The 23193-nt window shown below is 33.7% G+C and carries 21 protein-coding genes and 1 pseudogene; 8 read left to right on the forward strand and 14 right to left on the reverse strand.

Annotated features, from left to right (window positions below):
• Positions 1 to 82: 82 nt before the first annotated feature.
• The 4 genes from BN4220_RS04495 to BN4220_RS04510 all read right to left on the reverse strand — a co-directional run bounded on the left by BN4220_RS04495 (position 83) and on the right by BN4220_RS04510 (position 3185).
• The gene (locus BN4220_RS04495) at positions 83 to 883 is read right to left on the reverse strand and encodes a metallophosphoesterase (RefSeq protein ID WP_066714166.1); all 801 of its coding nucleotides are present in this window, start codon (positions 881 to 883) and stop codon (positions 83 to 85) included.
• Between the two features lie 382 nt (positions 884 to 1265).
• Positions 1266 to 2048: a ZIP family metal transporter gene (locus BN4220_RS04500; RefSeq protein WP_066714168.1), complete on the reverse strand. Its 783-nt coding sequence runs from the start codon at positions 2046 to 2048 to the stop codon at positions 1266 to 1268.
• A 369-nt stretch (positions 2049 to 2417) separates the two neighbouring features.
• Complete coding sequence (locus tag BN4220_RS04505; RefSeq protein WP_066714170.1) at positions 2418 to 2846, reverse strand: flavodoxin; 429 nt, start codon at positions 2844 to 2846, stop codon at positions 2418 to 2420.
• A 60-nt stretch (positions 2847 to 2906) separates the two neighbouring features.
• A complete protein-coding gene (locus tag BN4220_RS04510) occupies positions 2907 to 3185 on the reverse strand; it encodes a DUF2325 domain-containing protein (protein WP_066714172.1) in 279 nt (92 codons plus the stop codon).
• A 301-nt stretch (positions 3186 to 3486) separates the two neighbouring features.
• Between BN4220_RS04510 and BN4220_RS04515 the strand changes: the two genes are divergently transcribed.
• Positions 3487 to 4041, forward strand: a complete 555-nt coding sequence (locus BN4220_RS04515; RefSeq protein ID WP_066714175.1) for a hypothetical protein — start codon at positions 3487 to 3489, stop codon at positions 4039 to 4041.
• A 51-nt stretch (positions 4042 to 4092) separates the two neighbouring features.
• Positions 4093 to 4242 (forward strand): annotated as a pseudogene (locus tag BN4220_RS19990) (integrase core domain-containing protein); the annotation flags it as partial.
• Positions 4243 to 4780: 538 nt separating this feature from the next.
• Here the strand turns inward: BN4220_RS19990 and BN4220_RS04520 are convergent.
• Genes BN4220_RS04520 through BN4220_RS04535 form a run of 4 tightly spaced genes read right to left on the reverse strand, consistent with a single transcriptional unit; the run spans position 4781 to position 8578 of the window.
• A complete protein-coding gene (locus BN4220_RS04520) occupies positions 4781 to 5566 on the reverse strand; it encodes an ABC transporter ATP-binding protein (protein ID WP_066714177.1) in 786 nt (261 codons plus the stop codon).
• On the reverse strand, positions 5566 to 6573 hold the full coding sequence (locus BN4220_RS04525) for a FecCD family ABC transporter permease (protein ID WP_066714178.1): 1008 nt from the start codon (positions 6571 to 6573) through the stop codon (positions 5566 to 5568). The genes BN4220_RS04520 and BN4220_RS04525 overlap by 1 nt, the downstream gene beginning before the upstream one ends.
• Entirely contained in the window at positions 6574 to 7563 is a 990-nt protein-coding gene (locus BN4220_RS04530) for a FecCD family ABC transporter permease (RefSeq protein ID WP_066714180.1), read from the reverse strand.
• Positions 7547 to 8578, reverse strand: a complete 1032-nt coding sequence (locus tag BN4220_RS04535; RefSeq protein ID WP_066714182.1) for an ABC transporter substrate-binding protein — start codon at positions 8576 to 8578, stop codon at positions 7547 to 7549. Before BN4220_RS04535 ends, BN4220_RS04530 begins: the two co-directional genes overlap by 17 nt.
• Before the next feature lie 266 nt (positions 8579 to 8844).
• Here BN4220_RS04535 and BN4220_RS04540 point away from each other — a divergent pair, with 266 nt between their 5' ends.
• From BN4220_RS04540 to BN4220_RS04565, 6 genes are all read left to right on the forward strand, one after another.
• Positions 8845 to 9864, forward strand: coding sequence for a helix-turn-helix transcriptional regulator (locus tag BN4220_RS04540; protein ID WP_066714184.1), 1020 nt, complete (start codon positions 8845 to 8847; stop codon positions 9862 to 9864).
• A 234-nt stretch (positions 9865 to 10098) separates the two neighbouring features.
• Positions 10099 to 10749 (forward strand): hypothetical protein, encoded by a 651-nt coding sequence (locus tag BN4220_RS04545; protein WP_066714185.1) that lies wholly within the window; start codon positions 10099 to 10101, stop codon positions 10747 to 10749.
• 45 nt (positions 10750 to 10794) lie between these two features.
• Positions 10795 to 11085 carry a DUF4491 family protein gene (locus BN4220_RS04550; RefSeq protein ID WP_066714186.1) on the forward strand — a complete coding sequence of 97 codons (291 nt, stop codon included), beginning with the start codon at positions 10795 to 10797 and terminating at the stop codon, positions 11083 to 11085.
• A gap of 60 nt (positions 11086 to 11145) precedes the next feature.
• Positions 11146 to 12660, forward strand: a complete 1515-nt coding sequence (locus BN4220_RS04555) for a catalase (RefSeq protein WP_066714187.1) — start codon at positions 11146 to 11148, stop codon at positions 12658 to 12660.
• Between the two features lie 489 nt (positions 12661 to 13149).
• A complete protein-coding gene (locus tag BN4220_RS04560; RefSeq protein WP_066714189.1) occupies positions 13150 to 13800 on the forward strand; it encodes a hypothetical protein in 651 nt (216 codons plus the stop codon).
• A gap of 141 nt (positions 13801 to 13941) precedes the next feature.
• Positions 13942 to 15453: a catalase gene (locus BN4220_RS04565; protein WP_066714191.1), complete on the forward strand. Its 1512-nt coding sequence runs from the start codon at positions 13942 to 13944 to the stop codon at positions 15451 to 15453.
• A 303-nt stretch (positions 15454 to 15756) separates the two neighbouring features.
• Here BN4220_RS04565 and BN4220_RS04570 read toward each other — a convergent pair whose 3' ends face one another.
• The 6 genes from BN4220_RS04570 to BN4220_RS04595 all read right to left on the reverse strand — a co-directional run bounded on the left by BN4220_RS04570 (position 15757) and on the right by BN4220_RS04595 (position 23082).
• Positions 15757 to 16611 (reverse strand): protein-ADP-ribose hydrolase, encoded by an 855-nt coding sequence (locus tag BN4220_RS04570; RefSeq protein ID WP_066714193.1) that lies wholly within the window; start codon positions 16609 to 16611, stop codon positions 15757 to 15759.
• A 90-nt stretch (positions 16612 to 16701) separates the two neighbouring features.
• On the reverse strand, positions 16702 to 17583 hold the full coding sequence (locus BN4220_RS04575; protein ID WP_066714195.1) for an SIR2 family NAD-dependent protein deacylase: 882 nt from the start codon (positions 17581 to 17583) through the stop codon (positions 16702 to 16704).
• A gap of 670 nt (positions 17584 to 18253) precedes the next feature.
• Complete coding sequence (locus BN4220_RS04580; RefSeq protein ID WP_066714197.1) at positions 18254 to 18871, reverse strand: hypothetical protein; 618 nt, start codon at positions 18869 to 18871, stop codon at positions 18254 to 18256.
• A 281-nt stretch (positions 18872 to 19152) separates the two neighbouring features.
• A complete protein-coding gene (locus BN4220_RS04585; protein ID WP_066714199.1) occupies positions 19153 to 19989 on the reverse strand; it encodes a hypothetical protein in 837 nt (278 codons plus the stop codon).
• A gap of 530 nt (positions 19990 to 20519) precedes the next feature.
• Positions 20520 to 20768 carry a hypothetical protein gene (locus BN4220_RS04590; RefSeq protein ID WP_066714201.1) on the reverse strand — a complete coding sequence of 83 codons (249 nt, stop codon included), beginning with the start codon at positions 20766 to 20768 and terminating at the stop codon, positions 20520 to 20522.
• A gap of 142 nt (positions 20769 to 20910) precedes the next feature.
• Positions 20911 to 23082 carry a DNA topoisomerase III gene (locus BN4220_RS04595; protein WP_066715421.1) on the reverse strand — a complete coding sequence of 724 codons (2172 nt, stop codon included), beginning with the start codon at positions 23080 to 23082 and terminating at the stop codon, positions 20911 to 20913.
• Between the last annotated feature and the right edge of the window lie 111 nt (positions 23083 to 23193).

Here is a 23193-nt window from a genome sequence, read left to right on the forward strand (position 1 = left end):
ATTAACCGAGCTATGGGAGTTCTATGATTTTATTGGATCATCTTTTGTAACTACTCTATTAATCGTTTTAAAGCATATAAAATTATTCTATAAACTGCATTGCATTTAGAATTTCTATCTTACAGTCTTTTTCTACCCACTCAGATTCATAATTTAAGCATGGGCATATATAAGTAATTCCATCTTTAATAATTCTTTTACGGTAATGAATGTGGCCACATATCCCATATGTCACATTGTATTTTTGATATAATTCATGAAGTTTTTTACTACCAATAAATGCATTAAAATATAGCCACATTTCGTTTGGATTTGTAACAGTAAATTCTTCTATTGGTACCATATGAGTCATAACAATAATGCGCTTTGTTTTGACTTGTTTTAATTGTTCCTCTAATCTTTCAAGAGCCCGTTGATTCGCTACCTCATTATTATCTGTCCACTGATTTTTTAATTTGTCTTGCCAGGTTCTATCTAAATAATTCATGCGTTCAAAATCCTCTTTTGAAAATTTTGAAGAACCAAAAGAATAATCATACCAACCGATATCCCCTATTAAAGTGGTGTCCTCGTCTAACTGAACAAATCCATGCAATAAACAATTGCTATCTTGTTCATAAGCCTCATAAATACTCTGTGTTGAAGTATGTTCTAAATCCTCACTCCACATGTCGTGATTTCCAGGAACATAATAAACTGGTATCTTTAATTGTTGTTTTAAATATTCAATTGTATCAATTGTCTTTTTATATTCATTACTAATGTCTCCTGCAAGTAAAAGCGCAGATGCGTTTGACTTAGCAACACTTTCTACTATTTGATTGATTACATCGTAATTTTTATTACGATCGATATGGATATCTGAAATAACAGCAAATGACATGTAATATACCTACCTCCTTTTGTTTATACAATATATTTACAGCAGATGTTTTTAACGAATACTTTTAACAAAAACTTTTAGCATTGGTTATTACCTTCTAATAATGTTCTATTCATTTTAATTTGATTATTCTTTTTGACTTGTAATTATAAATCACCTTTCCTAGATTTTCAATGTTATAACTTGTCATAAAATATATTTTTCTATATTTTTTACTCCTTATCTATATCTTAGATGAAAATCAGGGCCACTGGCTTAGCCGACGGTTTATTTTAATTCCGATACAAGAAAAAACACAGATTGGACTAGCTAATCCAATCTGTGTCATTTTAACTTATTCTATTTCCTACTTTTTAGGTATCTTCTAGTTATTCAATTTTAATTAACCTAATGCAACATCTAACATCATCATAACTGTAAATCCTAATGCAAAGACAATAGTACCTATATTAGAATGTTCGCCTTCTGACATCTCTGGTATCAACTCTTCAACTACTACATACATCATGGCACCAGCTGCAAAGCTCAATAAATATGGCAATACAGGAACGATTAATCCTGCTGCTAAAATAGTAAGCAAGGCTCCTATTGGTTCAACAACACCTGATAAAATACCATATAAAAATGCTTTACCCTTTTTAACACCTGCTGCACGCAATGGCATGGATATAATAGCACCTTCTGGAAAGTTTTGAATTGCAATACCAATTGCTAATGTCATAGCTCCCATTGCGGTAATCTGACTGTTTCCTGTAACTACACCAGCATAAACTGCACCAACTGCCATACCTTCTGGTATATTATGCAATACTACTGCAAGTACTAGCATGGTTGTTTTCGTTAGATGACTCTTTGGTCCCTCTGTCGTATCACTAGCCATATGTAAATGCGGTATGATATGATCTAATAATAATAAGAACAATACTCCTACCCAAAATCCAACCACCGCAGGTACAAATGACCATTTACCTAATGATTCTGATTGTTCAATCGCAGGAATTAAAAGGCTCCAAATAGATGCTGCTACCATTACCCCTGCAGCAAATCCTGTCAATGCCCTTTGTAACATTGGATTCAATGATTTTTTCATAAAAAATACGCAGGCTGCACCTAGTGATGTACCTAAAAATGGAATCAATATTCCTTTCAAAGCTTCTAAATTCATAAAACTTCCCTTCTCTTATACACTTTTTTCATTCATTTTTTATGAATTAATAACTATATTTTAAGTTAAGCTTATCTTTTTAAATAAACTTTTTATATAGTTATTATAAATAATAATAAAGCTTTTTAATAACGGTGTCAATCCATTTAGCCTTTTGATAATAAATAGAGGAATAATTTTAGAAATATTTTGCTAAGCTACTAGACTACGATGATTTAAACGCTATGCAAAGAATAAGAGTACACATCAAGATAACTTCTATTTTACAAAAATGGGACTGCTATAAAACGTAATCGTTTTTTAGCAGTCCCATATCAATGCTATGTATCGAATTGAAAGCAATCAAATATAGAAATTTATTTTATAAAATTATAAACTAGCAAGCGTTTTACCTGCCTCAATACAATTTTTAATTCCCTCTTGATCTGGTGAATTATTGATAATAAGGCCTTCATCACCTACAATTACTGCTCCTGCGTCTTGCATTCTGCTAACCCAATTACGCATCCATTCACCATCGCCCCAATCATAGGAACCAAATAAAAGAATATGCTTACCGGATACTTTACCCTCAAGTTTTGAAACAAAATTGTCCATATCAGAGTCTAACTCTTCATCTCCCATTGCTGGACAGCCAAGTGCAAATACATTAGCATCATCTAACACATCTGGTGTAATTGCAGATACTTCCACTGCCTCTCCGCTTTTACCTCCTTCATTAATTCCTTTTGCAATGCTCTCTGCCATCTCTTGTGTATTTCCACTAGCACTCCAGTAAACTACATATATTTTGTCCATATTAAAATCCTCCTTAAAATTAGTTAGTTTTGGCTAACTCGTAAACAAAAAAATAGAAACCTATGCGTAACGTTCTAAAATATTAATTAACGCATTGGAACTGCTACTATGAGAACGTTCAACCGTAATATTCTTGCGTTCTGATTCGGCTACTGCACAATATACCATTTTATGAGATGCAGTTGACGTAAACAAAATAAGCAAATCTGGATTCCCAATCTGATTTTTTAAATTGCCTGCCATTTTAGTAAATACTTTTACCTTGCATTTGTACTTTTTACATATATCTTTATATTGTACTTCCATCCTCTCATGACCACCAACGATTACAACGCTCATACAATCACCTTCACTTTTTTTATTTATTTGGTTGGTTAGCTTTAGCTAACTTATACATATACTAATATACTATAAAACTTGCGAATTAGCAACTATTGTATTGGCAAATAATTCTCATTAAACAACTTAACTATTGAATTAGTAAATAATTCTAATTAAATAACTTGTCTATTTCATTTTGTGAAATATATGTGAAATCAGACAAAATAGGTGACATATTTTAAATGAAGTAGTATATTATACATTACAAAAAACTATGTTATTAGCATATAATTTAAAATGCACTAAGGAGGAATTATATATGAGCAGATTAAATGAATTTATAGCTATTTTAACTGGAAATTTTGATAACAGTGAGCAAGTGAAAGATTTACAGGCGAAGGGTATTACAAACTATCCTTTTGCTGAACATGTGAACACTGTTTCTAATGATAAAATCAATGGTTTGCCAGCGGATTTTAAAGGCATATTTATTGTTGAGGAAAGTTACTATAACACAGATGGAAAAACCCATGCATCATCGCATCTATTTCTATTTACGGATGAAAATGATGGGATAAAACTAACTTCTTATGAAATTCCAGATGGTTATGATAAATCAAATTTCACATATAAAGAGTTAAAAACCGTTAATTACACGGATTTAAAAGTGTCTGAAAAATTCACACCAGCGATTTATACTTTAAAAGATAATGTATGGGAGGGGGGAAGTATTAGTATGTTTTCTCCAGTTCTTAAATTTACATTATTTGAACGTTTTTCAGAAGAAAAGCTAGAAGTATCTGAAGTTATGGAGATCAATGGAAAACGAACATTTGGATACGATGACCCTATTATATATAAGAGAAAAAAATAAAGCGTTTAAGAAAGTAAAATAAAGATCGTTGTGGGTAGTAATCTTAGCAGTTCGATGTCAAGACGAGGTGATTGTTGGGATAATGTGCCACAGGAAAGCTTCTTTGGTCAAATGAAAGATGATGTGATGCAAAGAATTGTAGATGCAACAGAGTTTCTAAAAATCAAAGAAGCAATAGATGATTACATTGATTCCTACAATTACATGCAAGGAAGTTGCGAGAAGTAGGAACTCTACTTTTAAGTGTCCTTGATATGGGGTACAGATTGATATATAGAGCTAGAGATATAATAGAGACTTAATAGAGATATAATAAATATAATACAGATAATTATAATACAGATATAATATTATAATACAGATATAATATTATAATACAGATATAAAAAGACACTTCATAATTGATATGCTTCTCTTGTTATTAACAGCTAAACATTAGCCTATTCTATCAAGTAGGAGCATATCATAAAAAATATGAGAATATCAATGGAGTGTCTTTTTTTATTGAAAATAAAATTATTTTTTTAAAAAAGGTCTACATATATAATAGGAAAGCCCTGCAATGCGCAACAAAATAATACCAGTAAATAGTACAGTATATCTTTTCAAAACTAATGTCGAAAAAGTATATTCTATACTGTATTAATTCTATTGAATAAATCTAATGCTTTCGAATTAATCTATATCAAACTAAGTAACGTCGAATTCCTTGATTCTCAATTCAATCTTTGTCTATAATCTATCTTGCCAATTCAAATTCCATACAGATCGGATAATCTCCTCTTTCACTCATTTGTAAAACAGCATCGATTCCATAGATTTTTTGTAAAGATTCATTTGTAATTACTTCACTTGGCTTTCCTTCACAGATAATTTTTCCTTTCTTAAGTCCAATGATATTATCTGCAAAACGACAGGCATTGTTTAATTCATGTAAAACAATAACAATTGTAATCTTCTTCTCTTCGTTTAATTTTTTAAGTAATTGTAAGACTTCTAATTGATATGACATATCCAAATACGTAGTCGGTTCATCTAGTAAAATGATATCCGTTTCTTGAGCTAAAGTCATTGCAATCCAAGCCCTTTGTCTTTGTCCACCAGACAAACTATCCACTGGGCGATTGGCAAACTCTGAAAGTCCAGTTTCTTTGATTGCCCAATTAATTATTTCATTGTCACGATCTGATAATCCTGCGATGGCTTTTTGATGTGGAAAGCGTCCATAAGCAATGAGCTCTTTTACTGTGAGCCCACCTGGACATACAGGACTTTGTGGCAATACTGCTACTTCTTTGGCTAAAGCTTTTGCCTTACTCGTTTTTACATCTTTTCCATTGATGTATATGTTTCCCTTTTTCGGTTTTAGAATACGAGCAATTGTTTTAAGCAAGGTTGATTTTCCACAGCCATTTGCTCCAATTATAATTGAAATTTCACCTTTAGGGATCGACAAATTCATATTCTCTATTATCAAATTTTCTTCATAGGCCACTGACAGGTCTTTTACTTGTATTGCTTCCATTAGTTCTCCTTTAACATCAAATAAATAAAATATGGTACTCCAAATATGGATACAACGATTCCAACTGGAATTTCAATTGGAGAAAATAAATTTTTAGCGACTAAGTCTGCAATTAAGATAATATTAACACTGATAAACGCAGATATTATAATAAAATATCTATGAAATGGTCCCACTAGCTTTCTAGCAATATGTGGTGCTATTAAACCAATAAAACCTATATTTCCAGCAAATGCTGTTGCAGTACCTGCAAGGATAACAGCAAATAGCAATAGTTTACGTCTTTGTCCTTCTACATACACTCCGATTCCCGTTGCTGTTTCATCCGTTAAATGTAATACATCTAATGTTTTATGATGATATAAAACTAACAAGAATACGATAGTAACAATTGGGATTATAACTTTTGCATAGCTCCATCCTGAACCCCATAAACTACCAGATGTCCAAATGAGAACTCTGTTATAATCACCGACACCACCACGAAAAGTAAAAAAAGTGATAAATGCATTTAAACCAGTATTTACACCAATACCAATTAGAAGGAGTCTTTTTGGTTTTATTCCATTCTTACTAGACAAGATATAAATAAAGAATGCGGCCACAAATGCCCCAATAATAGCTAAAATAGGCAATACATAAATTGAAAATTCACCTAATTCACTATAATAACTCTTTGTTTGATATGAAATAAATAAAATAGCAGCAACTGCGGCACCTGCATTAATTCCAATGATGCCCGAATCTGCCAAATCATTCTTTGTTACCGTTTGTAAAATACATCCCGCCGTTGATAATGCAATACCAACAAACATACCAACTAAAATTCTAGGCATACGGATACTAAAAATTGCTGTGTTTTGCATTTTACTACCATTACCGCCAAGTGTTTTTAAAATATCTGGAATCGATATGGAGTAGGTACCAATGCTTAAACATAGGGATGCAATGCAAATTAACAATATGCTTAGAATGCTTAAGGAGATAATAAATCTTTTCTTTCTCATTTATCCTCTCTCCTTTCTGGCCATTTTAATAAAAAATGGGATACCAATTAAAGCAGTAAAGATACCAATTGGCATTTCATATGGTGCATACACGAGTCTAGCAGCAACATCTGCATATGTTAAAATAACTGCCCCTAGTAAAAATGAACATGGTATAAGTTTACGATAATCCTCGCCTAAAAGCATTCGAACAATTTGAGGTACGAATAATCCGACAAAGGCAATATTTTTACCTACTGCCACGGAAACCGCACATAATGGTATCATTACGACTAAAGTAAAAAATCGAATCTGGTAAGGATTTACACCAAGTCCAATTGCAACATCATCACCTAAGCTTAATAAGTTAATTTTAGATGTTAATAAAAACGTTATAAATAAACCTGGGATTCCAACAATTAAAAGTAATTTTAAGTCATTCCAGGACGCAGTACGAAATCCGCCCGAAACCCAAAATGCTATGAGTTGTGAGCGGTTTGTTAATAATCCTATAATTGTAGTTAATGATATAAAAAATGTACTCATGGATGTACCTGCTAGTAGAAGCTTTGAAATAGCCATATTACTAGCCTTCTTTAATGTAAATCCTATGACTAATAATCCACTTAAAAAAGCTCCAATAAATGCAGCAATCATTACATTTACTTGAGTAATTGGAAGTTCTATAGCATATAGAATTGCGATTACTAAAATCGCTCCTTGGCTTACTCCAAGTAGCGAAGGTTCTGCAATCGGATTTCTTGTTACTCCTTGTATCATTGCCCCTATAACTCCAAGAATACCCCCTGTGATTAACACACAGAGGGCTCTTGGAATTCTTACATCTCTGATTAACATCATTTCAGTGGTTTGTGAATAATGAAAGATACTGTTATAAATGTCAACCAGTTTTATTTTAGATGCTCCAAGGGTAATGGCTAGAAATAAACCTACAAGTAGTAAACATAAACTTCCTATTATAAAAGTTATATGTTTATTTTTTGATTTCATCAAGCATCCCCACAATTTCATCTAATAATAATTCTCTTCCGATTGGGCTATAACCTTGATTAAAGTAAGGAGAGGAATCTAACACGACTACATTTCCTTCTTTTACTGCATTAAGATTGTTCCAAATCGCATTGCTTTCAAGTTCAGCTAAATCTTCTTTTGTTGCAATTAAGAAGATGTAATCTGCATCAATTGCAGCTAAACCTTCATAGGTAACAACTGGAAGACTAATATTACTTTGCTCTGGCATACCAGCTGGAATATTTAATCCCATATCTTCATATAAAACACTACCAAATCCTGCACCACCAAACACAAAGAATTGACCGTTACTTGCTAAGAAGGATAAATAGCTCTTATCTTCACCGTTCATGCTCTTAATTGCATCTCCTGCAGCTTTTGCTTTTTCTTCATACTCTTTAATCCATGCAGTTGCAACATCTTCTTTATTAAAAACTTTAGCGATTGTCATAATATCATCTTTCCAGTTAAGCGCTTCTAATTCGATCATAACTGTTGGAGCAATCTCTTTTAATTGGTCATACATTTTTTCCTGAACTGTAGAAATGATAATTAAATCTGGTTCAACGTTCATTACTGCTTCGATATCCATGGTATCCTGCATGCTATATCCTAGAATTGTTGCGCCTTCTAACACATCTTCTAAATAAGAAGGGAACTTTGTATAATCATAGGCATCGCTGTTTGCAGTACCAACTACTTTATATCCAAGGATGGATAAAATATCACTATTACCGCTTAAATCAACAATTCTTTGAGGATTTGCTGGTATTTCAACTTCACCTCTTACATCATTTACAATTACAGTTTCATCATTGTTTTGTGATGTATCTTTTGAATCATCATTTGTTCCACTTTGATTTGCATTATCAACGGTTTCATTATTTATAGAACCATTTTCTGCATTATTGTTGTCCTTACTTTTACAACCTGTTAACACCGTTGCTAAGATACAAGTAAGTACAAGCATTGTAACGAATAACTTATTTTTCATTCTAACCTCCATCTTTCCTTTCGGCAGCTCCAAGTAGGAGCAAAAAGCATCCTCTCTACTTTTTTGCCATTTGAAATGCTTACTTTTGCATATATTTTTCCCTTTTGTGTTAGCTCATGCTAACCAATCGACTGTATTGTACATGAGATTCATTTTCATTACAAGAAACGCACCCAATTTAATCATTTTATCATCTTTTTAAATTATTTCTTGTTTATTCTACAAAATCTATTATATAATTACATTAAACAATATGGAGGTGACTTATGCTTGTAACAACCATTGAAGAATTTCAAAATGAAATATTTCGCCAACTCTCTTTTACCCCATATAAAATGGACAATTATACACTCTATCAAAGTAAAGAATCCCCCGAAAACGGATATTGTATTCAATTTCATCGACCAGGTTATTATCAATTTGGAATTGCAGATTATACAATTCCAAATGATTTTGACATAAGCTTTCACAACCCTTCTTTACTATTGCGCTTTGGTACGGTATATGAAGGCAGCACGAAATTTCGTTTAGTTCATCAACCGATATCTTCTTTTACACCATCTTCTTTCTTTGTATTAGAAAAAGATATCTGTGGGAAGCAAGTATGGAAAAAAGGTCAACACTTTCATGGTGCAGAAATAACCATACATCGCGAATATTTTGACGATATTGTGTTTCCTTCCTTTCCTAATAGTTTAGATTTTAATAAATTTAAGTTAAATTACACGTATCGTTCTTTACCCATTGAAATAGTAACATTGATTCAAAAACTTCAAAATCTTGCATTTAATAACTCATTAACACCACTTTATTTAGAAAGTAAGATCCTTGAGTGTGTAGCTATTTTATCAAATGAATTAAATCATTCTTTGGATAATGCATTTACGAAGCAACTTCATTATGGTTCGATTACAATTGGTAAGAATAGAACACTTAATCTAACTTCTTCCGATATTCAAGGGATACAAAAGGCTCATGAGATCCTAACTGAGAATCCTTTTTATCCACCAACAATTGAAAGTTTGAGTAAACAGGTTTTGTTAAATCAGCAGAAGTTAAAGGCTGGATTTCGACTTTATTATCATATGTCCATTGGCGAATATACGAATTCACTTCGGATGGCTACTGCGGCGAATTTATTGCTTACCACGGATTTATCAGTGGAGGAAATCGGATTAAAAATCGGATATCAATATTCTACGAATTTTACAAAGATGTTTAAAAAAATGTATGGAATGACTGCGTTGCAGTATAGAAAAAAAGGCAGAGATAATCTGATCGAATAGCTTATTAATAGACAACACTACCGATAAAATATAATTGACATTTTATTTCCAAAATTGTATATTATTAGTATTAGATTAGTAACAATTAACAACATAATTAAATCTTATGAGGATATTTTGTAGCATATGGATTTATAGCTTCTGGATGTCATTTTACTTTTCATATTTTTATTACTATGACAATCCATATCCTCAGAATAACAAAAGATAAAAGAGGAAGGAGATATTTAGATAATGAAACGAGTATTCGGAATGTTTGAAGCCGTTTTCGATGCACTCTATCTTATTACTGCATTAATCCTTGGTTCCATTCTTATTTTGACGGAATCCAACAATCACATCCGTTTGCTAGCAGGTCTCATGGCAATAGTTTTGGCCTGTGGCGACGCATTTCACCTTGTACCACGTATAATGGTAATCATTACCCATCAAGAGCAAAAGCTACGTAAAGCTCTTGGTATCGGAAAACAAATTACATCAATTACAATGACCGTGTTTTACCTATTTTTATGGCAAATTGGACGAATGATTTTCTCCCCGCAGCTCAGTAATTTCTTTACTTACTTGATCTATTTTTTAGCTGCTATTCGGATTTTACTCTGCCTGCTACCACAAAATAAATGGCTAGATCGATATCCTCCGATTAAATGGGGAATTTGGCGCAACATACCCTTTTTTCTTATGGGTGCTGTCGTCGCTTTGCTGTACTTTTTAAATAGAAATCACGCGCAGGGTCTTGGTTTTATGTGGCTTGCCATTGTCCTTAGCTTTGCATTCTATCTTCCTGTGGTGCTTTGGTCAAACAAAAACCCTAAGATTGGTATGCTAATGCTACCAAAAACCTGCGCCTACTTATGGATGCTGGCCATGTGCTTGTCTCTATAAGTGACACTATATCGTCGATTATACTGTGAAAGGATTGGTAACTTCATGATTTGGTCTGGATTGATAATTGGTGCCATTTCATTTCTTATTATTGGTTTATTTCATCCAATTGTTATCAAATGCGAATACTATTTTTCAGACAAGATATGGCCTGTTTTTTTAATTGGAGGTCTAATTTTTTGCGCTTTGTCGCTTTTTATGAATCACATAGTCTTATCAGCTGCATTTGCTGTGATAGGTTTCACCATGCTTTGGAGTATTGGAGAACTTAAAGAACAGACTCAAAGAGTCAAAAAAGGATGGTTTCCAGAAAACCCGAAACGTTCTAAAAAATAACTTTGCTGTAAATATCTCTAAGATATCTACATAAAAATCAAAAGATGAAAGGAGCTTTACATGAAAGAGTATAAAAATTTAACAAATGAAGTTGGCGCTCCAGTCGCCGATAATGAGAATGCCATCACTGCTGGTCCACGCGGACCTGTCGTAATGCAAGATGTATGGATGATGGAAAAAATGGCCCATTTCAACCGTGAGGTTATCCCTGAGCGCCGTATGCACGCTAAGGGCTGGGGTGCTTACGGTAAACTTACCGTAACCCATGACATCTCTAAGTACACCAAGGCAAAGGTTCTACAACCTGGTGCAGAAACTGAATTATTTATTCGCTTCTCCACTGTTGCAGGTGAACGTGGTGCAGCTGACTGTGAGCGTGATATTCGCGGTGTAGCTGTCAAATTCTATACTGAGGAAGGAAACTGGGACTTAGTTGGTAATAATACTCCTACCTTCTTCATACGCGATGTACATAATTTCTCAGACTTAAACCGTGCCGTTAAGCGTGATCCACGCACTGGTCGACGTTCTGCCCAGAACAACTGGGATTTCTGGACCTTACTTCCAGAATGCTTTCATCAAATTACTGTAGTTATGAGTGATCGAGGTATCCCTGCCTCCTTCCGAAACATGCACTTCTTTGGCGAGCACACCTTCTCCTTTTATAATGAAAAGAATGAACGCGTATGGTGCAAGTTCCATTTCAAAACACAGCAAGGTATTAAAAACTTAAGTAATGAGGAAGCTAGAAAGATTAATGGTATGGACCGTGAGTTCCATGGTAAAGATTTATTCGATGCCATCGAACGTGGTGATTTTCCAAAATGGACAATGTATGTGCAAATTATGACTGAAGAGCAGGCAAAAAACCACTACGAGAATCCTTTTGACATTACCAAAATCTGGCGTCACGCCGAATATCCTCTTATTGAAGTTGGTGAGCTAGAATTAAATCGTAATCCTGAAAACTATTTTGCTGAAGTAGAACAGGCTGCATTTACTCCTGCTCATGTTGTTCCTGGTATCGGCTTTAGTCCTGACCGTTTCTTACAGGGTAGATTATTTGCATACGGCGATGCGCAACGTTACCGCTTAGGTGTAAATCACAACCTTATCCCTGTTAACCGTGCCAAGGTAGAAGTAAATGAGTATCACCGTGATGGTGCAATGCGTGTAGATGGTAACTATGGCGGCGCTCCAGCATATACTCCTAACAGCTACGGCGCATGGACTGCTCAGCCTGATGTTATGGAGCCACCTCTTGAATTAGAAGGTGCTATGTACCGCTATGACCCGAAAGATGATCCAACGGATGACTGCTTCCGTGCCGGCGGTGATTTATGGCGTGTACTAACAGAAGATAAGAAACAACTCCTTATCGAAAATACTGCCGAAGACATCGCTCCTGTTACTGAGAATATCAAGTATCGTCATGCTGTTCATTGTTATCTTGCTGATCCAGAATACGGAGAACGCTTTACAAAAGCTGTTGGATTGTCCCTTGATAAAGTTAAGGAGCTTTCCAAACTTGACAATAACGGTTTGATTCAGGCAACTCTTACAAGTGAAATATAATAAATTATTTTTTTAAAAGAGTTTTAATTACATATTATACACTAGTAAAAAATAGAAGCTGTCTGCAAATAGCAGCTTCTATTTTCTTTCTCCTATCGCTCTAGAGAGTATTATTATTATTTACCCATCCTTGGAAACACAAAACATATTTCATAACTCTCGATATACTCCTTTGAAACATAAATCTTTGAGAGTATCCGCTACTTGTTTTACTTGGTAAATCCCCATTCCTGTAGAATTCTTTCCTTGTTCTCCTATTTTCCTTGAAAGATTAGTTTTTTTATTATTTTTTACCTTCTAAATTTTTTACTAATTTTTTTTTTTAAATTACTATTGACATTTCACATATAAAATAATATATTAATAACAGTAATGATTACTATTATTAATAACATTAAAAATCTTTAATACATAGAAAGTAATCATGTTTGGATTTGTAAACAATCCACATTCACTGGATTTAAAAATAGGAAAGGAGGTATTTTGAGAATGAAACGAGTATTTGGAATATTTGAAGCTGTATTTGATGCACTTTATCTCATTGCTGCCTTAATCCTTGGTTTCATTCTTATATCGTCTAAATTAGATAATGACGCACGCATTCTAGCTGGTATCATGGCTATAGTTTTAGCCTGTGGTGATGCATTTCACCTTTTGCCACGAATCCTATTGATAATTACACATAAGGAGGAACGCCTACGCCGATCTCTTGGTATAGGAAAGCAGATTACCTCAATCACTATGACAGTATTTTATCTGTTTATGTGGCAAATTGGTCTGATGATTTTCTCCCCAAACGTCGGCAATTTATGGACATATTTAGTTTATTTCCTAGCCGCTGTACGAATTCTACTCTGTCTATTACCACAGAATAGATGGCAGGATCGATATCCTCCAGTTAGTTGGGGAATTTGGCGCAACATTCCATTTTTTCTGCAGGGTGCTGTCGTCGCTTTACTCTTCTTCTTACAAAGAAATATAACACAGGGATTTGGGTTCATGTGGCTCGCCATTGTGCTTAGCTTTGGATTTTATCTTCCAGTAGTGCTATGGTCAAACCGTAACCCTAAAATTGGTATGCTTATGCTACCAAAAACCTGTTGCTATTTATGGATGCTGGCCATGTGTCTGTCTCTATAAATTAAAAATTTTATTTATTTGTATTTGTATTTCTCATCGAATTACAATCTTACAAAACCCCTAAATATACTAAAATTATTTAGCTGTTAGTATCCTTGTGATATTACACAAAACAAAAAATAAAATGATAGGAGATTTAACATGAACGAATATAAGAAATTAACGAATGAAGTTGGCGCTCCAGTCGCTGATAATGAAAATAGTATGACTGCTGGTCCACGTGGGCCTGTCGTAATGCAAGACGTATGGCTAATGGAAAAAATGGCTCATTTTAATAGAGAGGTTATTCCTGAAAGACGTATGCATGCCAAGGGCTGGGGAGCTTATGGTAAGCTCACTGTAACCCATGATATTTCTAAGTACACCAAAGCAAAGGTTCTACAACCTGGCGCAGTAACCGATCTATTTATTCGCTTCTCTACTGTTGCAGGTGAACGTGGTGCTGCTGACTGTGAACGTGATATCCGTGGTGTAGCCGTTAAATTCTACACAGAAGAAGGTAACTGGGATTTAGTTGGTAACAACACTCCAACTTTCTTCATACGTGATGTGCATAATTTCTCAGACTTAAACCGTGCTGTAAAACGTGACCCACGTACTGGCCGCCGCTCCGCACAAAATAACTGGGATTTCTGGACCTTGCTTCCTGAGTGCTTCCATCAAATTACTGTAGTTATGAGTGATCGAGGCATTCCTGCTTCCTTCCGTAATATGCATTTCTTCGGTGAGCACACTTTCTCCTTCTATAATGAAAAGAACGAGCGCGTGTGGTGTAAGTTCCATTTCAAAACAAAACAAGGTATTAAAAACCTTAGTAACGAAGAAGCAGCCAAAATCAACGGTATGGATCGTGAGTTCCATGGAAAGGATCTATATGACGCTATTGAACGTGGCGATTTCCCTAAATGGACTATGTATGTACAGATCATGACAGAAGAACAGGCGAAAAATCACTATGAGAATCCATTTGACATCACAAAAATCTGGCGTCATGCCGAATATCCTCTCATCGAAGTTGGCGAGCTTGAATTAAATCGCAATCCAGAAAACTATTTTGCTGAAGTTGAACAGGCAGCATTCACACCTGCTCACGTAGTTCCTGGTATCGGATTTAGTCCAGATCGTTTCTTACAGGGCAGATTATTTGCGTACGGCGATGCACAGCGTTATCGTTTGGGTGTAAATCATAATCATATTCCTGTTAACCGTGCTAAGGTTGAAGTGAATGAATATCACCGCGATGGTGCTATGCGTGTAGATGGTAACTACGGTGGCACTCCAGCTTATACTCCTAATAGCTACGGTGCTTGGACTGCTCAACCTGATGTTATGGAGCCACCTCTAGATTTAGAAGGTGCAATGTACCGTTATGATCCAAAGGATGACCCAACAGATGATTGCTTCCGTGCTGGTGGAGATTTATGGCGTGTATTAACTGAAGACAAAAAAGAAATCCTCATTCAAAATACTGCCGCTGATATCGCTCCTGTTACTGAGAATATCAAATATCGTCATGCGGTTCACTGCTACCTTGCTGATCCAGAATACGGCGAACGCTTTACAAAGGCTGTTGGCTTATCCATGGACAAAGTTAAGGAACTTGCCAAACTTGACAATAACGGTTTGATTCAGGCAACTCTTTCCTGCGAATAATAAATATATTATAACTTTACAGGAGTATATCGGAATCTGAGCTTTTGGGTTTAAAATGGAGTTCTTCCTGGATGTAAAGATACAAAATGCAGATTTTCCTATATATCTAAAATACCCAGTTGTGTCTATAGGCACACTGGGTATTTTTAAATATGTAATTATCCCTTAAGTATCATTTTATTAATACTATATTTCTTATTATCATACCTAAAATGAAATAAGATTGTATAAATTTCAGAAACACTATACGTTGACGGTATTCAGACTAGCATGATACATTACTTATGCAATATTTAGCGTCAATTATTTATAACCATCTAAATATTTTTTTCCATCTACTAACTCTTGCTCGTAATATTTTTTATCCAAATCTTTAAATACATTAAAAATCACCCTTTCAAATGATTCTGAATGTTCATGTAAAATGTGTGTTACTGTTTCCACTGCAATCCTTGCTGCTATATCATTTGGGAACTTAAATTCTCCGGTACTAATACAGCAAAATGCAACTGATCGAATACCATTTTCCATACAACATTTTAAAACACTTTCATAACAATTTTGCAAAGCATAACAAAGGTCATCTGTGACTTTCTCTTCTACGATTGGTCCCACCGTATGAATCACATACTGTGCAGGTAGATTATATCCCTTGGTCAACATTGCCGCTCCTGTTGGTTCTTCGTACTCTAATCCAAACTGTGTTCTTTTACGGTTCATCATACTATGGCACTCTGCCCGAAGTTCAATCCCTGCTGCAGAATGAATCGCATTGTCAATGCAACGATGACATGGTATAAAGCACCCAAGCATTTGAGAATTGGCAGCATTTACAATCGCCCCTACTTTAAGTCTAGTAATATCCCCCTGCCAAATGGAAAGTTTATCAGCATATGGATGTTTGCTTCCATATTGTTTTTCCACTGTTGGTATGTTAGAAAGCTGGACAATTCCTTTATTCTCTGCTTCTTCCATCAAAAACTCATCTTGTACTTTTAGTATTTCATTCGACATCTTCTTATGCATACGAATGTTCATAAGAGAACGAAGTACCATCCTTTTTTCATCATAGTTTCCTTTAATCTCTAAATTTTTATATTGTATAGAATCTTCTTTGAATTTTTGTAGCAAATATTCTAATCTCTCATTCTGATTCACATCATCCACACCTTTCTAAAACTAGTCTACATATTCCGATGTATCTAAGCCATATTTTAAAAAGTTTAGATACATCACAGTAAGAACAATTTACAAGTCTATATTTTTTATCAATCTCATTGATTTTAACACATCTTCGATATCGCTATTGATGCAAATTGCTTGTTTTTCAATTTCCTGTGGACAAACAGCTTCTCCATTGTTCAGGCATACATAAACAGCTTTGGGATTTTGAGCAGTCATCTGCCAAAATGGATATTTTATAATACCCGGCGTGTTATACCCCACTCCTAATTCTAAAAACAGAACATTCCTATTTTTATATTGTTGTATGAAATTATTATACCGACTGGCTGCTTTGTGCCATCCCTCATCCTCCACAAAATGATTATCTGAACGTAAATTTACTGTCATAGGCTTTTTACATACTGGACATTTAGGAATTAACTCCGTTGGTATACGCATGTCTTTTTGTTCCTTAACCATACGGCTGATAATTTCCTTATTATCATAAGTTTTTTGACAACAAGGTACTGAACATTGCAGCAATCCATAGTCTCCCTGTGTATAGAATAGCCTTTTCTTATCAAATCCTGCTTTTTGAAAACAGTGGTCTACATTGGTTGTTATAATAAAATATTCCTTGTCTTTTATAAGCCCGAGCAAGTCCTTATAAACTGGCTTTGGTATATCCTGATAACGATTGACTTCGATATATCGACTCCAGTATGCCCAATACTCCTCCAGTGTCTGATAAGGATAAAATCCACCAGTATACATATCATGAAACCCATATTTTTTCTCAAAATCACTGAAATATTTAGAAAAACGCTCTCTGGAATAGGTAAACCCTGCTGAAGTAGAAAGTCCTGCTCCTGCCCCAATTACGATTGCATCTGCCCTATCAATTTCCCATATTAATTTTTTTACTAAATCTTTCGTTTGGGTGGTTTGTATATTTCTTAATGACATAAATATCTTGTCCTCTCTTAATATAGATCTCTACACTTCCCTCTTATCAAATATATCTTACCAAAGGAAAACCCAAAGTAAAAGTACGCACCTTTTTATTACATAGTTACTAAAAGGTAACCATCCATATTACAGCAAAGAAATATTTACAATCAGGACTATCAGCAAAGCTAGTAGTAAATTTTCATTTCAATACAACTTATTAAGTCCATCACCTTATGGATGATGGACTTAATAAGTTTATCCTAAGAACTATATAGCATTACGAGCAACAACGTCTACCAAACCAACGTCTACACCTATGATGTCTACGCTTCCTATGCCTGAAAAACTTTCTATGACGCCACATAAAATCACTCCTTTCTCACAAATAACTGTGTAAAGGTTAACCTTACAAGATACTATATGTTATAATTCGACTTTTTGTGCTAACAATAGTCAAAAAATAGTGTTAATATTACACGATGGCAATGATATCAAAAAAAGACATATGAAAACCATCATAGTTTTCATATGTCTTTTCCAAGAAAAGCACACCCACTTCAATATCTCTAACTTAATGACATTAGCTTAATACCATTTTTTTATTATTAAACTCTTATTTTTCTATAATTTATCGCTTTTTAAAGCCAGATTTTATGCTTTAACTATATTTTCTCCCTCGTAATAACTAATATTTAGAGGAATAAAGTGTGAGTGATATAGAAGGCGACTCTTGATTATAGCTATAATTAACAAGTTGTATGGAATTTCCACTCTTATCTTTCCACCAGTATTCTGGATTCGAGATAAGTTCGCCATTCTGATTCGTCACAAGTACTCCATTATCAACTTCTTCATATTCTATTTCTGACGGAAAACTATCCGAAAAACAATTTAACAATTTTAGATGCGCTTTAACAGAATCTTCAACAGTATCAAATCGAAATACATACACTACTTCTTTAAGTTTTCCCTCTGTTGTATACATAATTCCAATACTCTCTGTATTCAAATCCAAATCTTTAAAATATATCTGCCTTATCGGTATTAATCTTTGCTTGTAAGAGAGGTATCTTTCATACGATTCATCCATTTTTCCAAAGTATTTAATCGCTTCTGATGGTTCTGATCCCCATGGTAATCCTTTTTGCTCTATAGTAGTTCCCTGAATAAAATATTCAAGGGTATTAACCTTTAATGGCTGTTTATTACTGTAATAGCGGAAGGAAAACATTACAATAATTAAAACTATAATTGGAATTACTATTAGAAGTATTCTATTTCTTATTTTGAATTTTTGGAACATATGGTACTCCTTTCAAAAAAATTCAATAACTAAATCCAATGTCAAAGCTTTTAAATTAATTAAAACTTAAGCAACACGTATAGAAATTAACACCAAACAACAACCCCAGCATCCGTTGTACTTTACATTCCTTCTTATACCGCTTTTAGTTACAATTACGAAATAGCCAAATCCAATTAATGTGTTAGAACATTTTTCGTCATTAGAAATGCTATATCCGTTGGTATAAAGAGTACATTTCGAACATAATTCTATCTATAAGTTGCATTTAACCTTCATTATTATTGACCAGGAAAAGTAACATCCACTGTATTTTCATATGTTTTGCTCGCACCATTTTTAACTACAGTTACTGAATAACCAACTCCAATTCCTGTGGTAACACCATTTCCTGATGTTAAAAATGCTCTATCCGTAGGTATGGAGAGCATATTTCCAGGATAGCTATAGTTATAAGTTGGATTTGACTGAGAAGCAATACTCTTTAATTCCGTAATAGTATTACTAACCTGTGATCCTGTTGCTAAATAATGATATACCATCTTTGTATGAAATATACCTTTTAAAATACTAACTTTGCTACTGGAATCAGTAACTGAGCATCTTGCAGTAACTTGATATGGATTAAAATATGGACCTGCCCAATCATAATTCTCCTGAGGATAATATCTATAAATCGCATTAACAACTAATGTTACATCTGGTATATCTGTTGGTTTATACGAATCTGTATTAGAAGTATAACCTGATAACATGCTCACAAGAGAGTCTGAATCATCATAAGCATAAGGAACGATTATGGTTTGCTCTACAGTATTATCATCGTTTTGAGATAAAAGTGAAATTGCATATTGTTCAGTATTGTTTGTTTCTGCATTATCGTCATTTATGTTTCTACTTATTGTTGCATTTCCTGTTTCATTTAATTCTACATGCCCTAAGTATGTATAATCCTTATCAGTTAACTCACCGCTTTGAATTAATGAATTTATTAGATTTTCTTCCCAACTTAAAACCTCATTAGATTCTGCTTTTGCATTATTAGAATTGAACGAGAATAACATATTAACTACTAAACTAAGTACTAAAGTACTAAGCACTACTTTTCTAATTTTCATTATATAACTCCTTTCAAAATGTTTGGATATTAGTTTCCCCTCGTGTCACTATATAATATACTTTGTTTGTATATTGTTGTCAATATTTTCTAGCAATTTAGGAGTTTTATACTAAATTTTAATAAATAGGCAGTATTATCGCTGTTTTGAAAAATATTAAAGATAATTTAATAATGTATTAAAAACTACAATATTTGAACAATATTGATAATGAAAAAAGTCTTATTGTCACTTTATATTTTCTTGTAATTCATTTCAATAATGCAATCTCAAATTTTTATGAGTCAGTTTAATCTTCACATCAATATCGGCCTTTTTATTTAGTAACTCAGTTTTAATAATAAGATTATCCTTTTTGAATTAATTTAAGGCTTCAACATATTTTTTATCTTTAACAAGAACTTTTTAAAAATATTGCTAAAAAAGAACAGGGTACGTATTTCTACATACTCTGTTCTCTGAGAAGTTCACTTCCAATGTCTTAACTTAATGACATTGGGCAAACGGTCAATCTTTTTATGCGTACATCTTTAAGTAGTACGACAGAATTTTTGTCTGTTAGCATCCCAATACGAACGAATTCTTATTCCTTTATACATCATACCACCCATCATGATAGGACATATAAATGGTGCTATAGTTCCTAATAATGTAGCAATTACTGGGCTACATTTTCCTATAAAAGGTAGTGATAATATAATGAGTATTGGTAGTCCACAACAAATAAGCATATGTTTTAATGGGCTATGCTTAGCTCCTTTTTTCTTCCTTGTCCACATTACAATGCATTTAACTGCCTCCTTATTATTTTAATTACCTATATTGTAAAATAGAGTTATGGATGTAATATGGAGCTATTATTGTTTAAAATTTATTTATAAAAAGGTATAAATAATACACTATAAAGTAACAAGCCCCATATTATTGCAATTTAATTTTTGCAAAAGCTTCGGCAAATGCATTATTTAATGGCTCACTTGCTTCTTTCTTTTGTTTATTCAAGTACTTAGCAACGTCTTTTTTACTAACTCCAGCACCTTCTTTTTTACGTCTTTCTGTAAATGCTGAAAGTTTTTCTTTATAACCACAAGAGCAGGTAAATATCTGACTTTCCCCTTTTCCTCTAAGACTCATCTTTTTATGGCATACAGGGCATCTTGCATTACTCGTTCTCTCTATCGTTTCTCTATGTCCACATTCACGGTCCTGGCATACTAACATTTTGCTGTTTTTGCCATTTACGGATAACATCCTTTTACCGCATTTCGGGCATTTGGTATTTGTTAAATTATCATGACGAAACTTTCCATCGTTGTCTTTGATTTCATTTATAATCTCTTTTGTATAATCCACCATCTCATTCATTAAAACTTGTTTTTTTAGATTTCCTTTTGCTATCTGGGATAATTTCATTTCAAGTTTTGCAGTTAATTCTGGTTTCTTTAAATCATCTGGAACTAATTCTAATAACTGTTTTCCCTTGGAAGTAACGAAAATGTCCTTTCCACGCTTCTCCATCAAAAAGGAATTAAAAAGTTTTTCAATGATATCCGCACGGGTTGCAACCGTTCCAAGTCCGCCGGTTTCTCCTAAAGTTTTTACCATATCCTTTTGTTTTTCTTCCATAAAGTTGATAGGATTTTCCATGGCAGATAATAAACTTGCTTCATTAAATGGTGCTGGCGGTTTTGTTTTTCCCTCAGTGATAGAGAATTTTATATTGTCTAATACATCATCTTTGCTTAACTTTGGTAAAGATTCATCTTCATTTTCCTCATCATTAGAGTTTGCATAAACTTCTTTATATCCAAGTGATTTTATCACCTTACCTTTTACTGTGAACTCTTCATTTTCTACTTGTACTTTTATTGCAACTTCTTCATATTCACATGGTGGATATAATACAGATAAAAATCTTTTTACTACCAAATCATATACTTTTCTCTCATCGGAACTCATATTATCAAGTTGAACATATTGTTCCGTTGGTATGATGGCATGATGATCACTAACTTTTTTATTGTCTACAAAGGTTGAATTCGTAACGATTGGTTTTCTCGCTATATTACTTGCTAATTTTTTATAAGGCCCTATTGTAATTGCATCAAGTCGTTCCTTTAAAGTCCCAACGATGTCTGTACTAAGGTATCTTGAATCCGTTCTTGGGTAGGTTAATACTTTATGATTTTCATATAAACGTTGCATAATATTTAAAGTTTCTTTTGCTGAAAAATCATATCGCACATTTGCATCCCTTTGAAGTTCAGTAAGATCATATAACCCAGGTGAATAGGACTTTTTCATTGTAGATTTTACTTCTGTAACGATTCCATTCTTTCCTGTTACTGCCCTTAACAACTCTTCAATTCTTCCCTTATCAAAGGTAGTATGACTACCAGATTTCTTATCTTTCCAGGTAATCGTCATTCCGTTTGCTCTACCAATTAAACCATAATAAGGAACAGGTTGAAAACTTTTTATTTCTTCTTCTCTTTTTGCAATCATTGCAAGAGTAGGCGTTTGAACTCTACCACAAGAAAGACTTGCATTATATTTCGCAGTAAGTGCTCTTGTTGCATTCATTCCAACAATCCAGTCTGATTCTGCCCTGGCTACTGCTGCTTGATAAAGGTTTTCATACTCTTTACCATCCTTTAGGTGTGCAAACCCTTCTTTGATTGCTTTATCTGTAACAGAAGAAATCCATAATCTCTTTACTGGTTTTTTATTATTCGCCTTTTCAAGTATCCATCTTGCGACTAATTCACCTTCACGACCTGCATCGGTGGCTATAATAATTTCTGATACATCTTTCCTGTTGATTTGTGTCTTAACTACGTGATATTGTTTCCCAGTTTGCTTCATGACAACTAACTCAAACTTCTTTGGCAACATCGGAAGATGTTCCATTTTCCATTCCTTATATTTTTCATCATAAGCTTCTGGGTCTGCTAGAGTAACTAGATGGCCTAGTCCCCAGGTAACAATATAACGTTCCCCTTCGATTGCTCCATTTATATTTTTAGTACATTTTAAAACTTTTGCTATATCTCTACCAACTGAGGGTTTCTCAGCGATTACTAATGATTTCATAATTTCACCATTGCATGTTAAAAAAACACATATGGCATCCTTTCTAAATCTTTTCATTACACCCATTTTGTCTATTAAACTTTTAGGGTAATGTAATCATGATATTATATA

This window comes from Clostridium sp. Marseille-P299 (assembly GCF_900078195.1).
GTDB lineage: Bacteria > Bacillota > Clostridia > Lachnospirales > Lachnospiraceae > Lachnoclostridium.

Coding starts and splice junctions, on each gene's coding strand:
- BN4220_RS04495 (WP_066714166.1), bottom strand. CDS start 883: ATGTCATTTGCTGTTATTTCAGATATCCATATCGATCGTAATAAAAAT.
- BN4220_RS04500 (WP_066714168.1), bottom strand. CDS start 2,048: ATGAATTTAGAAGCTTTGAAAGGAATATTGATTCCATTTTTAGGTACA.
- BN4220_RS04505 (WP_066714170.1), bottom strand. CDS start 2,846: ATGGACAAAATATATGTAGTTTACTGGAGTGCTAGTGGAAATACACAA.
- BN4220_RS04510 (WP_066714172.1), bottom strand. CDS start 3,185: ATGAGCGTTGTAATCGTTGGTGGTCATGAGAGGATGGAAGTACAATAT.
- BN4220_RS04515 (WP_066714175.1), top strand. CDS start 3,487: ATGAGCAGATTAAATGAATTTATAGCTATTTTAACTGGAAATTTTGAT.
- BN4220_RS04520 (WP_066714177.1), bottom strand. CDS start 5,566: ATGGAAGCAATACAAGTAAAAGACCTGTCAGTGGCCTATGAAGAAAAT.
- BN4220_RS04525 (WP_066714178.1), bottom strand. CDS start 6,573: ATGAGAAAGAAAAGATTTATTATCTCCTTAAGCATTCTAAGCATATTG.
- BN4220_RS04530 (WP_066714180.1), bottom strand. CDS start 7,563: ATGAAATCAAAAAATAAACATATAACTTTTATAATAGGAAGTTTATGT.
- BN4220_RS04535 (WP_066714182.1), bottom strand. CDS start 8,578: ATGAAAAATAAGTTATTCGTTACAATGCTTGTACTTACTTGTATCTTA.
- BN4220_RS04540 (WP_066714184.1), top strand. CDS start 8,845: ATGCTTGTAACAACCATTGAAGAATTTCAAAATGAAATATTTCGCCAA.
- BN4220_RS04545 (WP_066714185.1), top strand. CDS start 10,099: ATGAAACGAGTATTCGGAATGTTTGAAGCCGTTTTCGATGCACTCTAT.
- BN4220_RS04550 (WP_066714186.1), top strand. CDS start 10,795: ATGATTTGGTCTGGATTGATAATTGGTGCCATTTCATTTCTTATTATT.
- BN4220_RS04555 (WP_066714187.1), top strand. CDS start 11,146: ATGAAAGAGTATAAAAATTTAACAAATGAAGTTGGCGCTCCAGTCGCC.
- BN4220_RS04560 (WP_066714189.1), top strand. CDS start 13,150: ATGAAACGAGTATTTGGAATATTTGAAGCTGTATTTGATGCACTTTAT.
- BN4220_RS04565 (WP_066714191.1), top strand. CDS start 13,942: ATGAACGAATATAAGAAATTAACGAATGAAGTTGGCGCTCCAGTCGCT.
- BN4220_RS04575 (WP_066714195.1), bottom strand. CDS start 17,583: ATGTCATTAAGAAATATACAAACCACCCAAACGAAAGATTTAGTAAAA.
- BN4220_RS04580 (WP_066714197.1), bottom strand. CDS start 18,871: ATGTTCCAAAAATTCAAAATAAGAAATAGAATACTTCTAATAGTAATT.
- BN4220_RS04585 (WP_066714199.1), bottom strand. CDS start 19,989: ATGAAAATTAGAAAAGTAGTGCTTAGTACTTTAGTACTTAGTTTAGTA.
- BN4220_RS04590 (WP_066714201.1), bottom strand. CDS start 20,768: ATGTGGACAAGGAAGAAAAAAGGAGCTAAGCATAGCCCATTAAAACAT.
- BN4220_RS04595 (WP_066715421.1), bottom strand. CDS start 23,082: ATGAAATCATTAGTAATCGCTGAGAAACCCTCAGTTGGTAGAGATATA.